Source organism: Terriglobales bacterium (assembly GCA_035567895.1).
Lineage (GTDB): Bacteria > Acidobacteriota > Terriglobia > Terriglobales > Acidobacteriaceae > Gp1-AA112.
The window spans coordinates 19,318-38,419 of sequence record DATMPC010000036.1; the positions used below are offsets into that span (position 1 = coordinate 19,318).

General features: G+C 55.6%; 9 protein-coding genes. 1 reads left to right on the forward strand and 8 read right to left on the reverse strand.

From position 1 onward, the window contains the following. Positions 1 to 95: 95 nt before the first annotated feature. The 8 genes from VNX88_08690 to VNX88_08725 form a co-directional block, all read right to left on the reverse strand. On the reverse strand, positions 96 to 3,365 hold the full coding sequence (locus tag VNX88_08690; GenBank protein ID HWY68727.1) for an efflux RND transporter permease subunit: 3,270 nt from the start codon (positions 3,363 to 3,365) through the stop codon (positions 96 to 98). Then, complete coding sequence (locus tag VNX88_08695; GenBank protein ID HWY68728.1) at positions 3,362 to 4,645, reverse strand: MdtA/MuxA family multidrug efflux RND transporter periplasmic adaptor subunit; 1,284 nt, start codon at positions 4,643 to 4,645, stop codon at positions 3,362 to 3,364. The genes VNX88_08690 and VNX88_08695 overlap by 4 nt, the downstream gene beginning before the upstream one ends. Positions 4,646 to 4,927: 282 nt before the next feature. Beyond that, on the reverse strand, positions 4,928 to 5,776 hold the full coding sequence (gene hemQ / locus VNX88_08700) for a hydrogen peroxide-dependent heme synthase (protein HWY68729.1): 849 nt from the start codon (positions 5,774 to 5,776) through the stop codon (positions 4,928 to 4,930). A 102-nt stretch (positions 5,777 to 5,878) separates the two neighbouring features. After that, on the reverse strand, positions 5,879 to 8,272 hold the full coding sequence (locus VNX88_08705) for a phosphoketolase family protein (protein ID HWY68730.1): 2,394 nt from the start codon (positions 8,270 to 8,272) through the stop codon (positions 5,879 to 5,881). Between the two features lie 187 nt (positions 8,273 to 8,459). Then, the gene (locus tag VNX88_08710; protein ID HWY68731.1) at positions 8,460 to 11,534 is read right to left on the reverse strand and encodes a carboxypeptidase regulatory-like domain-containing protein; all 3,075 of its coding nucleotides are present in this window, start codon (positions 11,532 to 11,534) and stop codon (positions 8,460 to 8,462) included. Between the two features lie 511 nt (positions 11,535 to 12,045). Next, complete coding sequence (locus VNX88_08715) at positions 12,046 to 14,712, reverse strand: ABC transporter permease (GenBank protein HWY68732.1); 2,667 nt, start codon at positions 14,710 to 14,712, stop codon at positions 12,046 to 12,048. A gap of 309 nt (positions 14,713 to 15,021) precedes the next feature. After that, positions 15,022 to 15,957 (reverse strand): DJ-1/PfpI family protein, encoded by a 936-nt coding sequence (locus VNX88_08720; protein HWY68733.1) that lies wholly within the window; start codon positions 15,955 to 15,957, stop codon positions 15,022 to 15,024. A gap of 19 nt (positions 15,958 to 15,976) precedes the next feature. Then, positions 15,977 to 16,309, reverse strand: a complete 333-nt coding sequence (locus VNX88_08725; GenBank protein HWY68734.1) for a PadR family transcriptional regulator — start codon at positions 16,307 to 16,309, stop codon at positions 15,977 to 15,979. A gap of 300 nt (positions 16,310 to 16,609) precedes the next feature. Between VNX88_08725 and VNX88_08730 the strand changes: the two genes are divergently transcribed. Then, the gene (locus VNX88_08730; protein HWY68735.1) at positions 16,610 to 19,039 is read left to right on the forward strand and encodes an ABC transporter permease; all 2,430 of its coding nucleotides are present in this window, start codon (positions 16,610 to 16,612) and stop codon (positions 19,037 to 19,039) included. The last annotated feature ends 63 nt before the right edge of the window (positions 19,040 to 19,102 follow it).

Genomic DNA, 19,102 nt, shown 5'->3' on the forward strand with positions numbered 1-19,102 from the left:
GGGGAAAACGCAAAGCCAGTACGTTTGAGCTTTCTGGTAGTAAAGCCCCATTCCCGTTTCACTGTTCTCCCTGTCTTCGTGGTGAAAAACCTCCTTCAATCTGCGCCCACTGGTTCCTCAACGATCTCATTGATCCTGAAGCGGCTCAGCCGTCGTGCCATGCGATCAAAGAACAGGTACACGACCGGAGTTGTGTAGAGCGTGAGGACCTGGCTCACTAGCAACCCACCGACGATGGTCACGCCAAGCGGCCTCCGCAGTTCCGATCCCGTTCCGGAGCCGAGTGCCAGCGGCAGTCCACCGAACATGGCAGCAAAGGTTGTCATCAGAATTGGTCGGAGGCGCAGCAAGCAAGCCTGATAAATAGCTTCTTGCGGGGGCTTACCCTGATCGCGTTCGGCTTCGAGCGCAAAGTCGATCATCATGATGGCGTTCTTCTGCACGATGCCGATCAGAAGGATGATTCCAATAAGGGCAACCACTCCGAATTCAAGCCGGAATAACAAGAGAGCGAGGAGCGCTCCCACGCCAGCCGATGGCAGCGTCGAAAGGATCGTGAGCGGATGAATGTAGCTCTCGTATAAGACGCCGAGCACGATGTAAACCGTAATGAGCGCCGCCAGCACGAGATACGGCTCATTGGCCAACGAGCTCTGGAAGACCGCAGCCGTGCCCTGGAAGCTCGGATGAATACTTGCCGGCATCCCAATCTCGGCGCGCGCCGCGTCAATCAGTTTCGTGGCCTCGCCCAACGACGCCCCCGGAGCCAGATTGAACGAAATAGTTGCTACTGGGAATTGGCCCTGATGGTAGATCGCCACCGGAGTGGTCGTGGTTTCGATTTGAGCGAATGCGCTGAGCGGAATGATTTGCGATCTCCCACTTGCAACGCTCGCAACCGGAGTACTCCCCGTACCAGTACTGGCCTGCGTCGAACCTCCCGCAGATGATCCACTCGAATTCTGACTCGCCGCCGCCGAGCCAACTGACGGACCCCCAACTCCTCCGCCGCTAGTCGCCGGTGGAGGACCGCCTGGGGAAGCGTGCACGTAGATGTCGTTGAGGTCATTTGGGGTCAATCGATGGTCTGGAGCAACCTCGAGCACCACGTGATACTGGTTGAGCTGCGTGAAGATGGTTGAAATTAACCTCTGCCCGAAGGCGTCGTACAGAGTGTCGTCGATCATCTGCGGCGTGACGCCAAGTCGCGATGCCGTGTTGCGATCCACAACCAGATCAGCCTCCAGACTGCCGGAGCCTTGATCGCTGGCTACATCTCGCAATTGCGGAATTTGCTGCAACCGCTGCAGGAGTCTGGGCACGTATTCAGCCAAGTCCTTCGCATTTGCGCTCTCCAGCGTGTACTGATATTGAGTGCGGCTGATGCGATTTTCGACCGTGATGTCCTGGACGGGCTGCATGTACAGGATCATTCCAGGAATCTGGCTCACGTGAGGCTGCAGGCGACGAATAATCTCGGAGGCGCTCGCGCTGCGTTGGTCTCGCGGCTTCAGGTTGATCTGAATACGGCCAACGTTGGGCGTCATATTCGTGCCATCAACGCCGATGAATGAAGAAAGGCTCTCGACATCGGGATCCTTCAGCACTACATCTGCAACCTGCTGCTGCCGGTCTGCCACCCATTGGAATGACGCGCTCTCTGGAGCCTCAGTAATTCCGAGAATCACGCCTGTGTCCTGAACTGGGAAAAACCCTTTCGGAACAATGATGAACAGGAAAATAGTCAGCGCTAGCGTGCCTATTGTCACCAGCAAAGTAGTCGGCTGATGCTGCAGAACGAATCGCAGCGTAGTCGCGTAGGTATCCCGGAGCCAGTTGAAGGCACGTTCCGAACCACGCGCGAACCAGGTATCGTGCTGCTTGTCTGCTTTCTTTAGCAGCCGCGCCGACATCATAGGCGTCAGAGTCAGCGAGACAAACGCCGACACCAGGATTGTGACGCTCAGGGTTACGGCGAACTCCCGGAAGAGGCGCCCAACGATGTCTCCCATAAAGAGGAGCGGGATGAGGACGGCAATGAGAGAAACGGTTAACGACACAATGGTGAAGCCGATCTGCTTCGATCCCATGAGCGCGGCTTCAAGCGGCGGGTGTCCTTCTTCGATGAAACGATCGATGTTCTCGATCATTACGATGGCGTCATCCACGACGAATCCGGTTGAGATCGTTAGCGCCATCAGGGACAGATTGTCGAGCGAGTAGCCGAGCAGGTACATCACGCCAAACGTGCCGACGATCGAGAGCGGCACTGCCACACTGGGAATGATCGTTGCCGCAACGTGGCGCAGGAAGATAAAGATCACCATTACGACGAGGGCAATGGTGAGGAGCAGTTCGAGCTCAACATCTAGTACAGAAGCCCGAATGGTGACGGTTCGATCTGTCAGCACCGTGACCTTAACCGTCGGGGGCAGCGCGGCGTTGAGTTGCGGAAGGAGCTTCACGATCCGGTCCACAACGTTGATGATGTTCGCCCCAGGCTGGCGTTGAACATTGACGATCACTGCCGGACTCTTATTCATCCAGGCGGACTGTTGCACGTTCTCAACACCATCGATAACGTTGGCAACATCCTGTACACGGACCGGCGCGCCGCCCTGGTACGCAATGATGATCGGCTTGTAGTCGTCGCTGGAGTAGATCTGGTCGTTGGCCCCGATGCTGAATGACTGATGCGGACCCTGGATGTTGCCTTTGGCCTGATCGGTATTGGCAGCAGCCAATCCGCTGCGCAGATCCTCGAGACTGAGACCATAGGAAGCCAGCGCTGTGGGGTTCGCCTGAATCCGCACCGCGGGCTTTTGACCGCCGCTGATCGTGACGAGTCCCACTCCGGGAAGCTGCGAAATCTTCTGCGCCAAGGTCGTATCGGCCAGGTCTTCGACCTTGCTCAGCGGCAGTTGATCTGAGGTGAGTGCCAGGGTCACGATCGGGGAGTCGGCGGGGTTTACCTTGCTGTAAATGGGAGGGTTCGGCAGATCGCGTGGCAGATACGTTCCCGACGCGTTGATCGCGGCCTGTACTTCTTGTTCCGCGACGTCGATATTCTGCTGTAGATCGAACTGCAGGGTGATGAGCGAGCCGCCATAGGAGCTGACGGATGTCATCTGGTTCAATCCGGGAATCTCCCCGAATTGACGCTCCATGGGAGCGGTCACAGACGACGTCATCACATCCGGACTTGCACCCGGATAAAACGTCAGAATTTGGATTGTCGGATAGTCAACCTGCGGCAGCGCAGATACCGGTAGCTGTCGGAAGGCCACCATGCCAGCCAGCAGGATGCCTACCATCAATAGCGACGTGGCAACCGGCCGCAGAATAAAAATGCGAGACGGATTCATGCTCCATGACCGGCACGCCGGCCCCCTCCTGGCGGACGACTCGAAGGAGGAGATTGCCCTGGCTGCTGCCCTGGAACCTGAACGTCCACCCGGCTACCGGGTTGCAACTTCTCTTGCCCATCCGTAACCGCTTGTTCTCCCGGCCTCACGCCGGAGTCAATGACAGCAATGAGTCCTTCAGTCAACGCAACCTTGATGGGCCGTGATTCTACGGTGTTATCTTGTTTCAACACATACACGTATGTGCCCTGCGAACCTCGCTGCACAGCGGTCGACTGGAGGGTGATCGCATTCTGGCGCGTGTATACCTGCAGGCGTGCGTTCACAAACTGATTCGGATATAAGGCGCTATCGCGATTATCGAACACTGCCTTCAGACGGAAGGTTCCCGTGTTGGGATCAATCTGGTTATCGATTGTTTCGAGGCGGCCGTCGGCGATCTGCTGCGTGTCATCGCGGTTCCACGCTTGTACTTCCAGGGGGCGACCCTTCATGTGCTGCATCACCATCTGTAAGTTGTCTTCGGGCAAAGTGAACAGAACCGAAATGGGCTGGAGCTGAGTAATCACCAGCATTCCATTCGGATCGGAAGCATGAACCATATTGCCTGGATCCACCAGCCGCAATCCCACTTGTCCATCGATCGGAGCTTTGATGTGGCAGTACGTGAGGTTCAGCTTGGCATTGTTGATCTGGGCATCGTCAGCACGTACCAGGCCCTCTTGTTGCGCAACCACGGATTGCTGAGTGTTGTATTGCTGTTGGGCGATCACTCCTTGCTTGTAAAGATCGGCATAGCGCTCCAAATCACGCTGCGCGTTTTCAAGATTCGCCTGATCTTTGTACTTTGTCGCCTCCGCCTGAGCAACCTGGACCTCGTAGGGCCGCGGGTCAATCAGAGCGAGTTCATCGCCCTTGCGAACGTGCTGACCCTCCCGAAAATGAACTTGCATCAACTGTCCATCGACGCGACTATGAATCGTGACAGTGTAGTAAGCCTGAACGTTCCCCAACCCTTCGAGATAAACGGGAATGTCGCGTTGTTGCACCGGGGCAACTGACACAGGAATAGGCCGACTCGCATCTGCTCCGCCTCGACCCTGCCCTCTTGCTGCGCCCGGATCCGGTGCCTTGTGTAAAGCGCGAATGCCGAGGAGCCCAACTACAATGACGACGAAAATGACGATGATCCAAGTGGCAGTCTTACGGCCGGAGCCGCGCTGCGGTGGAATTTCCACTTCGTGCAGATCGGGTGGTGGAGTTATCAGTGGTTGTGCCATGAATGAATGACGAGCCTCAAAGCACGGGGGGACCCTGCTAATTTACCGCATCCGAGCATTCCAATACCGCCTACTGAAACTCACGGAAACTCTGGGAGAATCGTGGCGCCTATTCCCAGCGCCAACCGGTGCCGGATATCGGGGCAGGAACGCCTTTCGGCTCAATTATTAGACTAACCCGACACGGGGAAAGTACCTAATAATCCAGTGCGTTGGCGGGTTAAGTTTTGTTAATCCCCGTTTACGCAAACGCCTTGGTTACCCTCTGAATGTCATCAAGCCTTATTCAACGCTAAGGAGTTTGCCGAGATCCCCGGCAGCGCAGCGCAAGCCCACATAGAACGTGCCAAACAGCGCGTAGACTGCACTTACTTCATCGAAGCGCATTTCGTAGATCAGCCGCTTGAAAACGAGGGGCTCGTCGGCGAAGAGCGTCACACCCCACTCCCAATCATCGAACCCGATGGAACCGGAAATAATCTGCTTCACTTCACCCGCGTAGCGTCGCCCCACGAGGCCATGCTCGTTCATCTGTCGCTGGCGTTCTTCGATGTCGAGGGTGTACCAGTTTTTGTCTTCCCCGCGACGGCGATCCATTGGATAGAAACAGATGTATCGATTCGGCGGCATCTGCGGAAAGAGACGCGGCTGCATCGCTTCTCGCTGGCGAGCGAGCGTCTCTTCGATGGCGCGCTTCCATTCCTCGGAGTGCGGTTCCGTGCCACTCTCGACGAGCGAGCGATACGTCTTGATGCTGGATTCGTACAACCCAAGCTCAATAACAGATAAGTAGGAGCTAGCCGGTTCCAGAAAATCGCTGAGCCTGGTGCGCGTCAGTGCCAACTCCGCCTGGTTCAGCGCGGCAAACGATTCCCGAAAGTGGACGAACATCAGGTCGCCCTTATGTCCCAACAGAGAGAACAGCGCCGACTGACCGTTGGCATTCTGCTCCATAGATTCGAGAACAGCGCCGCCTTCTTTAACGATCTCGCGTTTCTCCGCAGCGCTCACCTGCCGCCATGCGGGCCAGCGAAACTTCATCATCTGGTGAAGCACGCTGTAGCCCTCGATGGTGAGAGGCACTTCGGGAAGCGTGGCGGTTTGTGGACGTGCCGTACGTGCTGTAGACATAGGCGTGAGCATCTATTCTACCTTGCAAAGATTCAGCTTCAGGTTCGTGGCCTGCTAGCCCCAAGGTCTGGACGCTAGGCCGGCCGGCATCCAGGTGAGTCACTACAAATTCCACTTCCAATCTCTTACCTCAGGCAGGTCCTCGCCATGCTCGGATACGTAAATCTTGTGGCGCTGCATTTGCTCGTAATAGCGCTCCGTGGCTTGCGGGACAAGATGAGCAAGCCGCGGAATCCGGCGAATGGCATCCAGTTCGAGTTGGAAGCGATCGAGATTGTTGATCACCACCATATCGAACGGAGTGGTCGTGGTCCCCTCTTCTTTATAGCCGCGCACGTGGATGTTGTCGTGATTGTGGCGACGGTATGTCAACTTGTGAATCAAAGCCGGATAGCCGTGATAGGCAAAGATCACGGGCTTATCTGTGGTGAAGATGGCGTCGAAATCCTCGTCCTGCAATCCATGTGGATGCTCTTCGTACGGCTGCAGTGCCATCAGGTCTACCACGTTCACGACACGAATCCGAATGTCAGGAACGTGCTTTCGCAGACCGGTGACCGCTGCAAGGGCCTCCAGTGTCGGGATATCTCCCGCACACGCCATGATGACGTCGGGATTCCCCCCATCATTACTGGCCCAATCCCAGACTCCCAGTCCTGTCACGCAATGCCGAACAGCAGATTCCATATCGAGCCACACCCATGCAGGCTGCTTGCCGGCAACGATGAGATTCACATAGTTGCGGGAACGCAGGCAGTGATCCGCGACTGAGAGCAGCGTGTTCGCATCCGGAGGCAGATACACTCGCACAATCTCCGCCTTCTTGTTCGACACATGATCGATGAAGCCCGGATCCTGATGGGAGAAACCGTTGTGGTCTTGCCTCCACACATGCGAGCTGAGCAAGTAGTTCAACGAAGCAATCGGCTTTCGCCAAGTGAGATGTCGCGTTGTCTTCAGCCATTTCGCGTGCTGATTGAACATCGAGTCCACGATGTGAATGAAAGCTTCATAGCAGTTGAATAATCCGTGGCGTCCGGTGAGCAGATACCCTTCGAGCCAGCCCTCGCACATGTGCTCGCTCAAGACCTCCATCACGCGCCCATCGCGCGACAGATTCACGTCCACAGGTTCGATCGCCGCCTCCCATACCTTCCCGGTGACCTCGAAGACAGCATCAAGACGATTCGACGCAGTCTCATCCGGCCCCATGATGCGGAAATTCCGCTTATCGGCGTTGAGCTTTATCACATCGCGCAGGAAGCGTCCAAGCACTCGCGTGGCCTCGGCTTCAACGGTGCCAGGACGTTCGATCTTCACCGCGTAATCGCGAAAATGCGGCATGGTGAGCGGCTCCAGCAGCAGTCCGCCATTCGCGTGAGGATTCATGCCCATGCGGCGCCTGCCCTTAGGAGCGAGCGCGGTGATTTCGTCGCGAATCTTGCCCTCTTTGTCGAAGAGTTCTTCCGGCTTATAGCTTCGCATCCAGTCTTCAAGAATCTTGAGGTGCGCAGGATTCTTGCGCACATCGTCGACCGGCACCTGGTGCGCGCGCCATGTTCCCTCCACTGGCTTGCCATCCACCTCTTTCGGACCAGTCCACCCCTTGGGCGTCCTGAGAATCAGCATGGGCCAGCATGGACGCTGGGGATTCTGCTGTTTACGCGCGCGCTGCTGGATGGAATGAATGTCGGCCAGAATCTCGTCCAGACTCGCCGCCATGAGCTGATGCATCTCCGAAGGATCGTTTCCAGCAATGAGCAGCGGACGATAACCATATCCGCGAAACAAATCGAGCAGTTCGTTTTCGGGAATGCGGGCAAGCAGCGTCGGATTCGCGATCTTGTAGCCGTTCAGATGCAGGATCGGCAACACGGCTCCGTCCGTCACCGGATTGAGAAACTTGTTCGAATGCCAACTGGTTGCGCAGGGGCCGGTCTCTGCTTCACCGTCACCCACAATGCAAGCTACAACGAGATCGGGATTGTCGAATGCAGCTCCGCAGGCGTGGAGCAGTGAATAGCCCAGTTCTCCACCCTCATGTATCGATCCGGGAATCTCCGGCGCAACGTGACTGGGAATTCCATACGGCCAGGAAAACTGTTGAAACAATCGATGCAATCCATAGCGATTCTGCTCAATCGCCGGATAAGTCTCCGTGTAAGAGCCCTCGAGATAGGTATGGGCCGCCAGGCCGGGTCCACCATGCCCGGGACCGATGATGTACATCATGTTGAGATCGTTCTTGACGATCAGCCGATTCAAGTGCGTGTAAATGAAATTCAAACCGGCTGTGGTGCCCCAATGACCCAATAGGCGCGGCTTGATGTCGTCTGGCGTGAGCGGCCGCTCGAGCAGGGGATTGTCCTTCAGATAGATTTGCCCGACTGTGAGGTAATTTGCCGCGCGCCAATATGCGTGCATCCGCTGGAGTTCCTCGTCAGTGAGGGGATGGGTCGAAGTCTTGCGCTCTTCTATCGTCTCCGCGTATGGCATGTTCGAAACCTTCTTCCTGTTCCTTACTGCAACAGCATTCCCTGGTGTCTTCTCTGCTTAGAAGATCAAGTTAACTAGATTCTATCGGGCACTAGATTACGCTTTCGTGACTGCCATCACATCGAGTTTCGAGAAAGAAAAAGGCCGGCATTGGTGTGCCGGCCTAAGAATTTCAGCGTGCGTCTGACTAGAAGCTGAAACGGAATCCGAATTCACCAGCCAACGACCGTGGAATGTTCGTGCTGGTTGGATTGATGAATCCGGCAGAAGTACCAAGAGTACTGTTGTTGCTCTTGTCTTTGCCCAGAACGTTCGTGTTGACGTCATTGCCGTAGTTCGACCGATTGGTCAGGTTGAATGCCTGAGCCATGATCTGCAAATTGGCCTTTTCACCAATCTTGAAGTTCTTGCTCAAGCGTGCGTCAAGCTGAAGGAAAGAGTCTCCACGGAGGGAGTTGAAAGGCACTAGATGGCAAGTTCCGGCAAAGTAGCAGGTTCGCCCAGCGCTTCCCGTTATGTACGTGTTCGGGGCGCTGTTTGTTACCACTACCGCGCGATTGTCCTCACCCGATCCGAAACCGAGCGTATCCGTGGGAGCCGCGGCGTTGTAAGGACGGCCCGAGCCAACTTGCAGGATTGGGGCAAACTGAATCTTCCACGGCAAATCGGCTACAGCAGCCAGAGTCAGGTGATGACGTTCATCGTTAAAGGTTGGACCGTACTCAAACGGCGAAAACGGATTGCGCGGATCGCGAGGATAGTGGCGGAAAGACGTACCAGTATCTCCATATGCCTGTGCTTTCGCCAGTGTGTAATTAGCCCGCAACGAGAAATGGCGAACCATCTGCTGCCGGTAGCTGAGGTTCATGCCGTCGTAGCGCGAACGACCAATCGATTGCTCGTCGCGGACGCTGGCAAGGACAGGCTGTCCAGCCGCCGCAAATGCTGCCGAAAGCGGACGTGCGAAACCATTTGCGGGATTGCCGCCGATCGGCAACTGCGGATTAATGTTGATCGTCTTGTTCAGATGTAGGCCCAGCACGTGGACGTACTCGGCTTCAATCACCGAAGAATTGTTCAATTGCCAGCTATAGCCAATGTTGGCCTCTTCGGTCATCGGGTTCTGATAGAACGGATCCATCAGGCGTCCAGTGCTGCCAGCAAGGAGTTGACTCGAAGGGGCTCCGACTGTCGGCAATGGATCCACACCGTAACGGTAGTTCTTGAGTTGAATGCCCGTTCCCGGCACGATGTCCGTGTCATTCGATAATGAGAACTGCGTCTGGAAAATCGTGGGGTTGCTCATCTGTTCCATGAACAAGGGAATGTTCTGGAAGATGTTTCCGTAGTAGAGACCGAAGCCTCCACGCAGAACATGCTTTCCGGCGCCAGTGAGGTCATAGGCAAAACCGACGCGCGGACTAAAGTTCCGGTTGTCGTCACTTGGTTTCTTGAAGGTGAACTGTTTTGCCAGCGGACTGATGCTGGAGATCGCTACCAACTCCTGATAGGTCCGGCTGTTGGCGATGGACGAACCCCCGATAAAGTTGAAGTCCTTGTCCCAACGCAAACCCAGGTTCAGCGTCAAGCGCCTTGAGACCTTCCAGTCATCCTGGAAGTAGGTTCCGAATTGCTTGGTTCCACCGGGAACGTTCGTCGCCGGATCACCATTAGAGATCGACATTCCGGCAACTGCTCCCGGGGTCGCGAATCCCTGCGGGAAATTGACCTTATCGGTCGTGATTTGGCTCGGATCGGCTCCGAAATCCACTTCGAGCGTGTCGTTGAACTCGAAGTATCCCCCCAGAGTCGGATTGTGAATGTAATCCACTCCAAACTTGAAGTTGTGGTTGTTCCAGCTCTTCGAGACATCGTCTTTGAACTGCCACTTGCGCTGGAACGATTGCTGAGGAACGTTGGCGTTGGTGCCGAAGCAAGAGCCGCCGGCGCCGCAGTTGTTGCTGCCGCCGCCCGGGAAGGTGATCAGCGGTACACGAATCTTGCTGTCAATGACGTTGTTCCAATACTGGAAGCCGAAGGTGAAGCTGTTTACTGTCGTATTAGACAGGGTTGAATTCAGTGTCAGGTTCGCCAGTTGCAGCTGGTTAGTCGTGAAATTTCCGGCGGTGGCATCCTGGAAGCCGTCCGACTGATCGTTGTTGCTGTTGTTTCCCTGCGAGTTATAGCTCAGATAGGCGGTATTTTTCGAGTTGATGATGTAGTCAGCCCGACCGTTGTAGCGTGTCTCAAAAAACGGAGTGGGCACGACTGCGATGGGCTTCGCGCCCAACGGCTGAGCAAGAGTCAACTCATCGAACGTAGTACCGAACTCCTGGATGCTGGTGTGCTCTCGCTGCCGCTCGTAAGCGAAGAAGCCGAAGAACTTATCCTTAACAAACGGTCCGCCGACGCTTCCGCCGAACTGCTGGCGCGAGTATGGTGGATTCGCGGTCTGGTCCGGTAGCGGGTGCTGATCGGCGTTGAACGTCTGATCACGGAAGAAGCCAAAAAGTGAACCGTGATAATTGTTCGATCCCGATTTGGTAATCATGTTGATCGCGGCGCCTTCTGATCGTCCATTTGCGGCAGAGAACCTCTGCGTGGAGATTGCAAACTCCTGCACGGCTTCCAGAGGAAGCTGCATAACCGGGCCGCCGACAGTGTTGTCCTTGTTGTCGACGCCATTCACAGTGACGTTCACGTTGCGGCCACCATCACCATTGACGGAGAGAATCGCATAGCGATTCTTCGTGGGATCGTAGGAATCCGCAGCTTTCACGCCGGGTGTGAGATACGCGAGGTTCGCGACGTCGCGACCGATGAGCGGAAGATCCTGCACTTCCTTCGGCGTAATGTTTTGACTAACGTCGGTTTTCAGCGCGTCCAAGAGTGGAGCTTCCGCGCTGACTTCGACGGTTTCAGTTGCGGAACCCACGCTAAGCGTGAAATTTTGCGCGGTAGTAGATCCAACCAGAGTTTGCACTCTCTCGGCGCGCGCCTTGTCAAAACCCGTCATACTTACAGACAGGCTATAGACTCCGACGGCTAGTGGATCAAATCGGTAGCTGCCATCAGCGCCGGTCTTCATCGACCGGCTCACACCGGTCGCCGTGCTAGTGACAGTAATTTCTGCACCGACTATAGCGGCGCCACTTTTGTCAGTGACTGTGCCTTGAATGCTTGAGCTGGCAGTTACCTGAGCAAATGCACAGTTGGCGGCAACTAATAAGCTACAGAGCCATAGAGATAACTTCCTACACATTGCCTCTTCTCCTTAATATGTACTTAGCGAGAGCGCGACTCAGCGGCGATAACCTCTGTCCCTGACCTTAACCGCAGAACTTTTTGCTCGCCATTTGGTCCCCGATTCTCCGGCACGTTCATCGACGAAATCCAGACTCTGAGCGGAGAAACATGGCTGTCGAGCAACATTGGTGGGATAAGGCGCTGAGGCTCAGGGATGACTTCAGGCGATCAGAGCAATGAGCGGGAACTAACAAACTTCCATGGTTGAACGTGGGGCACGTCTTCAGTCTCTCAGCAGGGATTAGTGAACAAGCGATGATGTCCGGAAGGCATGATAATTACTGCTAAGTAGAAATCGGGATAATTACAGTATTCATATTTCCACCTTTAGTCCCTGGGACTTGTAAACGAAGATCAGTGTGATGCTTCAGCGGATCCCATCGTGTCGAATCGGGACCAGATGTCTCAAAAGGGGCTGACGTTTTGTTAAGTTACTTCCTCGTTGCGCTTCTGTTCCCCGATCCAGCTCACTCTTGCCGCAAGGCTTGGGAAGGATCGATGAGCGTGACTCGATGGGCAGGAACGAAACAGGAAATCGCTGCCGCCAAGAGAAAAACGAGTGCCACGGCACTGTAGGTGAGCGCATCCGTTGGGCTCGTCTGGTAAAGCAATGAAGAGAGCAACCGGGCAAGAGCCAGCGCTCCGATGATTCCCAAGATGGTACCCATCACGGCCATGGCGAGCCCCTGGCGAACAACCATTTGCAGGATGGAACTTTTCGATTGCCCCAGAGCCAGTCGAATGCCTAGCTCGTGCGCTCGCTGATTGATCGAGAGCGCCATCACACCGGCAATTCCGGTTGCGCTAATGAGTAGTGCGAGGCCAGCGAATATTCCTAGGAGAATGGTTGTCGTCCGGGGCGAAGCCATTGAGTCCTGCTCGAGCCGGTCCATGCTGTCCACCTGATCGACGGCAAGTTGCGGATCAACATCGTGCAGCGCCGATCGAACCAAGGAAGCCATACTCATGGGATCGGTGGCCGTCCTTACAACAAGGCGATTGGCGCCGCCGAACTGCTTTACGGGAAGATAGATCTCGTCCAGTACGTCGTGTTGCAAGCCGTACTCGCGGGCATCCCCTACTACGCCAGCGATAGTAATCCAGCTTTGTCCCTGATCAGTAGTTATGCGCTTGCCAATCGGATCTTCTGTAGACCAGAAGTGGTGCCGCATCGTTTGATTGATGATGCCTACGTTCACAGCTTTATGGTCATCGTGATCGGTAAAAAACCTTCCTTCCAGCAGAGGCTGGCGAATTGCGTTGAAGTAATCAGGAGAGACTAATGTCAGATCGATTTGCGGCGGCGTCTCTCCGGGAGCCGGCAGCCTGCCCTCGATTTGTATTCCGGTGTTGCCGGGACCGGAAACGATTCCCTGTTTGCTGAAGGGATAGTTGCTCACGATCGCTGCGGACTCGACGCCCCCGATTGAACTGACCTTGCGCAACACATTATCGGAGAGCTGTTCAAAATCCTGATTGGTTGTGTACTTCGAGAAGTTGGCGCTCATCCGTAGCGTGAGCAAATGATCCACTCTGAATCCCGGATCGACTCTCTGCAGATTCACAATGCTCCGCAGCATCAGTCCTGCGCCCACCAGCAGCATGAACGAAACCGTAACCTGAGCGACCACTAAGGCGGCACGCATCCTCTGACGGCTGCCGCTGGCTGTTGTCTGTCCGGTCGCCTGCTTCAGTGCGTCGGTAATCTGACGGCTTGACGAGATCGCGGGAACGAATCCGGCCAAAATACCCGCAAGGATGGAAGCCAGGAGTGTAAATAAAAGAATCGGCCAATCGATCTTCACCTCGCCGGCTCGGGTTGTAAAACGAGCTGCAAATTTCACAAGCAATCGCAAGGCTGGTGGAGCGATCAGTAGCCCCAGGGCGCCGCCGGCCAGCGCAAGCATCACTGCTTCGGTCAAGAGCTGGCGTATCAGGCGCAGTTTGCTCGCGCCTAACGCGCTGCGCACGGCAAGTTCGCGCTCTCGCTTCAGAACTCGCGCCAACATCAGATTGGCAACGTTGGCGCACGCGATGAGCAGCACGAATCCCGCCGCTCCCAGCAGTACGATCAACGTCAAGCGAGCCCGTTGAATGAGTTCATTCTGCAATGGCGCCAACGCCAGGCCGTATCCATATTCTTTGGGATAGTCTTTCGGATAGGAGCTTTCGAGCTGGCGTGCGATCGTCGAAAGATCTGCCTGGGCCGACTGCAGAGTGACTCCGGGTTTGAGTCTTCCGAAAACTGCGGGCAGCATCCGCGCCTGGCGATTTTCGATTGTCCGCGGACTCGACCGGAACGGACACTGCGTGGTCGGCATGTAGACATCGTTTTCTGAAGGATATTGAGGAATCGGCGGTAACACTCCAATGACGGTGTGAGGCCGGTTGTTCATCTGGAATACTTTGCCGACTACGCTCGGATCTCCGCCCTGATGACGCTGCCAGTATTCGTAGCTGAGTACGAGCACAGCATCGGCACCCTTGGTTTCATCAGCAGGTACGAACGTTCTGCCCAACAGTGGCTTAGTTCCGAGCACGTCAAAAAAGTTCGCAGAGACCACACCGGTCTGGACGCGCTCTGCGTTTTCCTTTCCCAAAAGGAGAAACGACATGCTGTGGTATTCCACTACCGACTGAAGTGTGTGGTTGTAGTCCCTATAGTCGAAAACCTCCTTAGGAGAGAACGGCACGCTGTCGAGCCTCGCCTTGCTCGCCTGCTGCTTCAAAACCACGAGCTTCGATCCATCGGCGTAAGGAAGAGGACGGAGCAACACTCCGTAGACAACACTAAAAATCGCAGTATTTGCGCCGATGCCTAGAGCGAGCGTGAGGACCACCAGCGCCGAGAATCCCGGATTATGCATGACCATCCGCCAGCCGAAACGAAGGTCTTGCAGCAAGCTTTCGAGCCATGCTCCAGTACGAACCTCACGCACCTGTTCTTTCACCTGATCCGATCCCCCGAGTTCGACTTTGGCAGCGCGAACGGCTTGCTCACGGCTCATGCCCCTGTCCATCTTCTCGTCGGCTAGCATCGCCACATAAGAAGAGACTTCCTGATCGAGTTGTTCATCGACTTCATCTTTACGAAATAGGTTTCGGAAGAAGCTACCGATCTTGATGAAAGACATCGTGGTCACCCTGTTTTGTATTGTGGGCGGAGTCCCAACGTGGAACTCGAGTGCCGCTCAGCGAACGATGATTGTGGAGTATCAACAACTGTCATCCTGAGTCCGCCGCGCCGGACGAAGGATCTCCCGGAATATTTCGGACTTGATTGTCATGTCCTGGCTCTTTGGCCAGAGTTCTCGTGGAAGAGCCGCGAAAGTGCGACTAAGACTGCTGCATCCCGGGAGATCCTTCGGCCAACACCGGGCCTCAGGATGACAGTTCGCAATTGACGCGAAGCTCATTTCAGTTCAATGCGTTTCAGCAACCTACTAAGTCGCATTCAAGTATTTATCTGGCGAAGCATCGAACGCCTGTTTGTGATCCTGCATACAGAAGTAATAAGTCTTACTTTTGTAGACAGACTTCAACGGGCTTCCCGGCGCCACTTCCATCTCGCACACCGGACAGAGCGGATGGGCATCGGTCGAGACCGGGATCTTTGCGTACGCATCGTTCGAATCGGCGTTCATCCACCCTTTGCCCTGATATTCCATGTAGTAAGCAGTGCGATCAGCCGCTTCGCGACCGTAATAACGCTCAACAACGTGTAGAGCGAGATCAATTCCGGAGGAGAGTCCACCGGCGGTTGCAATATTTCCATCCTCGACAAATCTCGCGCCGCGCTTCACGTGAATGTCGGGATTTTCCATAGCCATCGTCTTGTAGGAGCTGTGGTGAGTCGTTGCTGTCTTTCCTGACAACAAGCCGGCCTCCGCGAGAACAAATGCTCCAGTGCAAACCGACATCGTCACGTCTGCGGTCTGAGAAGCCTTGCGAATCCAACCCAAAACAGACTTACTTGCACTCTGCTGGGCGGGAACAACGATCACCTTCGGAGCCGGAGCGTTCTCAATACTGTAGTCAGGGATGATCTTCATTCCAGCACTCGCCTTGATCGGCTTGGTCGTCTCCGCCACTGTGTACAGCTTGAAGGCAGGCATCATCTGAACCGAATTCACGCCCATTGCGGCATCCTGGAAGACTTCCCATGGGCCGGCGAAGTCGATCATCACCGCGCCGTCAGAGATCACGAACGCAACCGGAATACTGCCCTCTGCCGGTGGCTTGAGAGGACTGGCGGCCGGCAAGGCTCTGTTCCCTTTTGGAACTCCGTCCGAGGTTATAGCCGGTCGTGCAATCGATAACGGTAATGCTGATGCGACTCCAAATGCCGCCGCGCCTTTGAGTAATTCTCTTCTCTTCATAGAATTCGTCCTCCTTCAGTTAAGAACTTGCCAGCGCCTGAGCAATCGCAAGCGAGATGCGACTCCACCGCTCGCTTTCCGTCTCAAGCTGTCGCCGACCAGCTTTAGTGAGCCGGTAATACTTAGCGCGCCGATTGTTCTCCGACTCGCCCCACTCCGAGCTCACCCAGCCTTCCTCTTCCATGCGGTGCAAAGCGGGAAAAAGCGATCCCGGTTTCACTTGAAACGTTCCACCGGTAATCTGCTCAACACGTCTTGCAATTCCCAGTCCATGCATCTGGTCAAGAGCCAAAGACTTCAAGATGAGCAGGTCCAAAGTCCCCTGCAGTAATGCGGTTTGTTCAGGCGCCACGTGCACACTCCTATCGACGTTCTGTAGGAGAATAGGTTAGCGACCTATAGAGAATCAATAGGAAACTCGACGCAGATCAAGGTGGGTGAAAACCGGCTGTTGCAGCCAGTGCGGTGCTGTGCTTGGGACGGGCTCGAGAATTCTGTTCACTTCCGAACACTTGCGTCTGAATGTGGACATAAGAATGGGACTCGAATGGCCTGAAGAATCCAGAAATCGCCAGTCTGATTAGCACCGAACTGCGGTGATATCTGGCGTGGAAAATGCCTCAGCTTCATTGGATTTGTCCACACCAATGCCATGCAAAACATTCTTCAGGATGTTCGCTACGCCCTTCGCCAGTTACTAAAGTCGCCAGGCTTCGCTATGACTGCTCTTCTCACGCTTGCGGTGGGAATCGGAGCGAACGTCGTTGTTTTCGGCGTCATGAACGGGCTGCTGCTGAATCCGCTTCCAGTCCCGAATCCCGAGCAGGTGTACACGCTCCAGCACGGCGGGCAGGGGGAGATGAGCAACTCGTTTCCCGATTACCTCGACGTCCGGGAACGAAACAGTGTCTTTTCCGGAATTGCGGCGACTCGAGTCGCCCGCATTGGTCTTGAAGCGTCGAACCTTGCGCAGCCGGTATGGGGATACGAGGTCACGGGAAATTATTTTGAGACGCTCGGTGTGCGTCCCGAATTGGGCCGATTCCTGTCGCCGGGCGACGAACGTGGCGATCATGCCGCCGAAGTAGTCGTTCTGAGCTACGCCTGCTGGAAGTCGCGGTTTAACGGAGACCCACGAATTCTTGGCGCCACCGTGCGGATTAACAAACAGCCGTACAACGTAATTGGGGTGGCGCCGGCTAGCTTCTATGGAACCGAGAAGTTCTTTTGGCCCGAAGTGTGGCTTCCTATTCTCAACGAGCAGCAGATCGAGGGATACAACTGGATCAAGCGGCGCAACGACTCCAATGCCTGGGTTGTTGGACGACTCAAACCCGGAATCACTAGGGTGCAGGCCGAAGCGAATCTCAACAACATCGCCGCGCAGCTTGCGCGCGAATATCCGGCAAGCGACGAACACTTGAGCTTTCGCCTAAGCCGGCCGGGACTTCTGGGTGACATGCTCGGAGGACCGGTTCGGGGATTCATGTTTGGGGTCATGTTGCTTGCTGTCCTCGTGCTGCTCGCAGCCTGCACGAACCTTGGAGGGCTACTCGCCTCGCGCACCGCAGATCGCGCACGCGAGCTTTCCATCCGGGTTGCGCTTGGTTCAAGCCGATCGCGAATTCTGCGACAGCTCGTCGTGGAATCGGTCGTAGTGGCGATCGCCGGCGGTATCGTAGCTCTGTCTTTGTCGGCGGTATTGCTCCAGTTCCTCAGCCGCTGGAGACCGGTGGCCGACTTCCCGCTTCAGTTTCTCGTGCAGCCGGACCGCAAACTCTATTTGTTCGCATTCCTGGTCTCGATTGCGACGGGACTGATCTTCGGCTGCATGCCAGTAAGACAGATTTGGCGCACTGATCCGAACCAGGTCCTTCGGGCTGGAAGTGGCACAGCAGTAGGCACCGGGCGTCTGGCGCTGCGCGATGTATTACTCGGCGTACAGATCGCAGTCTGCTGCTTGCTCGTGACTGCATGCTTTGTCTCGCTGCGCGGATTACAGCGCGCGCTCACTACGCCGTTGGGATTCGATCCGCGAGGCACAACGCTCGCCATTTTCGATCTGCATCTGGCGGGGTACACCGATGAGCAGGTGCCGGCGGTACAGAAACTCCTGTTGGACACTGTGTCGCGCATGCCGGGCGTTACCACGGCGGCGTTTGGCAGCACTACGCCACTCGCGCTCGATCAGTCGAGCACTAGCGTGTTTGACGAGACCATAACTGAGTTCCGCGCGTCAGCGCAGAAATTCCACGCCAGCTACTACCAGGTATCGCCCGGGTACTTCGTTGCTTGCGGCACGCGAATGCTGACAGGACACGAGTTCACATGGCATGACGACGAGCATTCGCCGAAGGTTGCGATCGTGAATGCGGTATTTGCTCGCAGAATGTTCGGCACGGAGCAGGCCGTCGGGAAACGATTCCGATCTCACGGGAAACAACCATGGGAGATCGTTGGTGTCGTGGAACAGGGCAAATATGAGCTCCTGGCGGAAGAACCGCGACCGGCCATCTTTTATCCGATTCTGCAATCGCCCAATACGTCGACGGTGTTGGTGCTGCGCTCGACTTTGGCCTCACAGCAGATGATCCCCGCGATTCGCGAAGCCATCTATCGCATCGATCCGAGTATTCCGATGTTTAACCTGAATAGCTGGCAGGATTCGCTGAGCTTCATGATGCTGCCGGCAGTCGCAGCCACGGTAGCGCTTAGCGTTTTCGGCTCGCTCGCGATCGTCCTCGCTGTTACCGGCTTATTCGGACTTGCCTCTTACACCGTGAGCAAACGGATGCGGGAACTCGGGATTCGTGTGGCTCTGGGCGCTCAGCAGGTGCAGGTGCTTCGTGCCGCGCTCACACGAACCGTACTCCTTCTCCTGATGGGCTCGCTGACTGGACTCTTACTTGGAGTGGCAGCGACGAAGGTGCTGGCTAGCATCGTCTATCACGCTTCTGCCGCCGACCCGCTGGTGTTGCTCGGAGTGGTGGTCACCATGGCCCTGGTTGGACTACTTTCGGCCTCAATCCCGGCGCGAAGAGCGCTGGCAATTCATCCGATGGATTTGTTGCGCGAGGAATAGAGAGGACAGAAGGGCTTACCGGTCCGACCTTCCCTGATCTTCGTTTTTTCGTTCGCTGTTACT

Bases quoted from the DNA above. Each gene is read 5' to 3' on its own strand.
- VNX88_08690 (HWY68727.1), bottom strand. From the start codon at position 3,365: ATGAATCCGTCTCGCATTTTTATTCTGCGGCCGGTTGCCACGTCGCTA.
- VNX88_08715 (HWY68732.1), bottom strand. From the start codon at position 14,712: ATGTCTTTCATCAAGATCGGTAGCTTCTTCCGAAACCTATTTCGTAAA.
- VNX88_08695 (HWY68728.1), bottom strand. From the start codon at position 4,645: ATGGCACAACCACTGATAACTCCACCACCCGATCTGCACGAAGTGGAA.
- VNX88_08720 (HWY68733.1), bottom strand. From the start codon at position 15,957: ATGAAGAGAAGAGAATTACTCAAAGGCGCGGCGGCATTTGGAGTCGCA.
- VNX88_08705 (HWY68730.1), bottom strand. From the start codon at position 8,272: ATGCCATACGCGGAGACGATAGAAGAGCGCAAGACTTCGACCCATCCC.
- VNX88_08710 (HWY68731.1), bottom strand. From the start codon at position 11,534: ATGTGTAGGAAGTTATCTCTATGGCTCTGTAGCTTATTAGTTGCCGCC.
- VNX88_08730 (HWY68735.1), top strand. From the start codon at position 16,610: ATGCAAAACATTCTTCAGGATGTTCGCTACGCCCTTCGCCAGTTACTA.
- hemQ (HWY68729.1), bottom strand. From the start codon at position 5,776: ATGTCTACAGCACGTACGGCACGTCCACAAACCGCCACGCTTCCCGAA.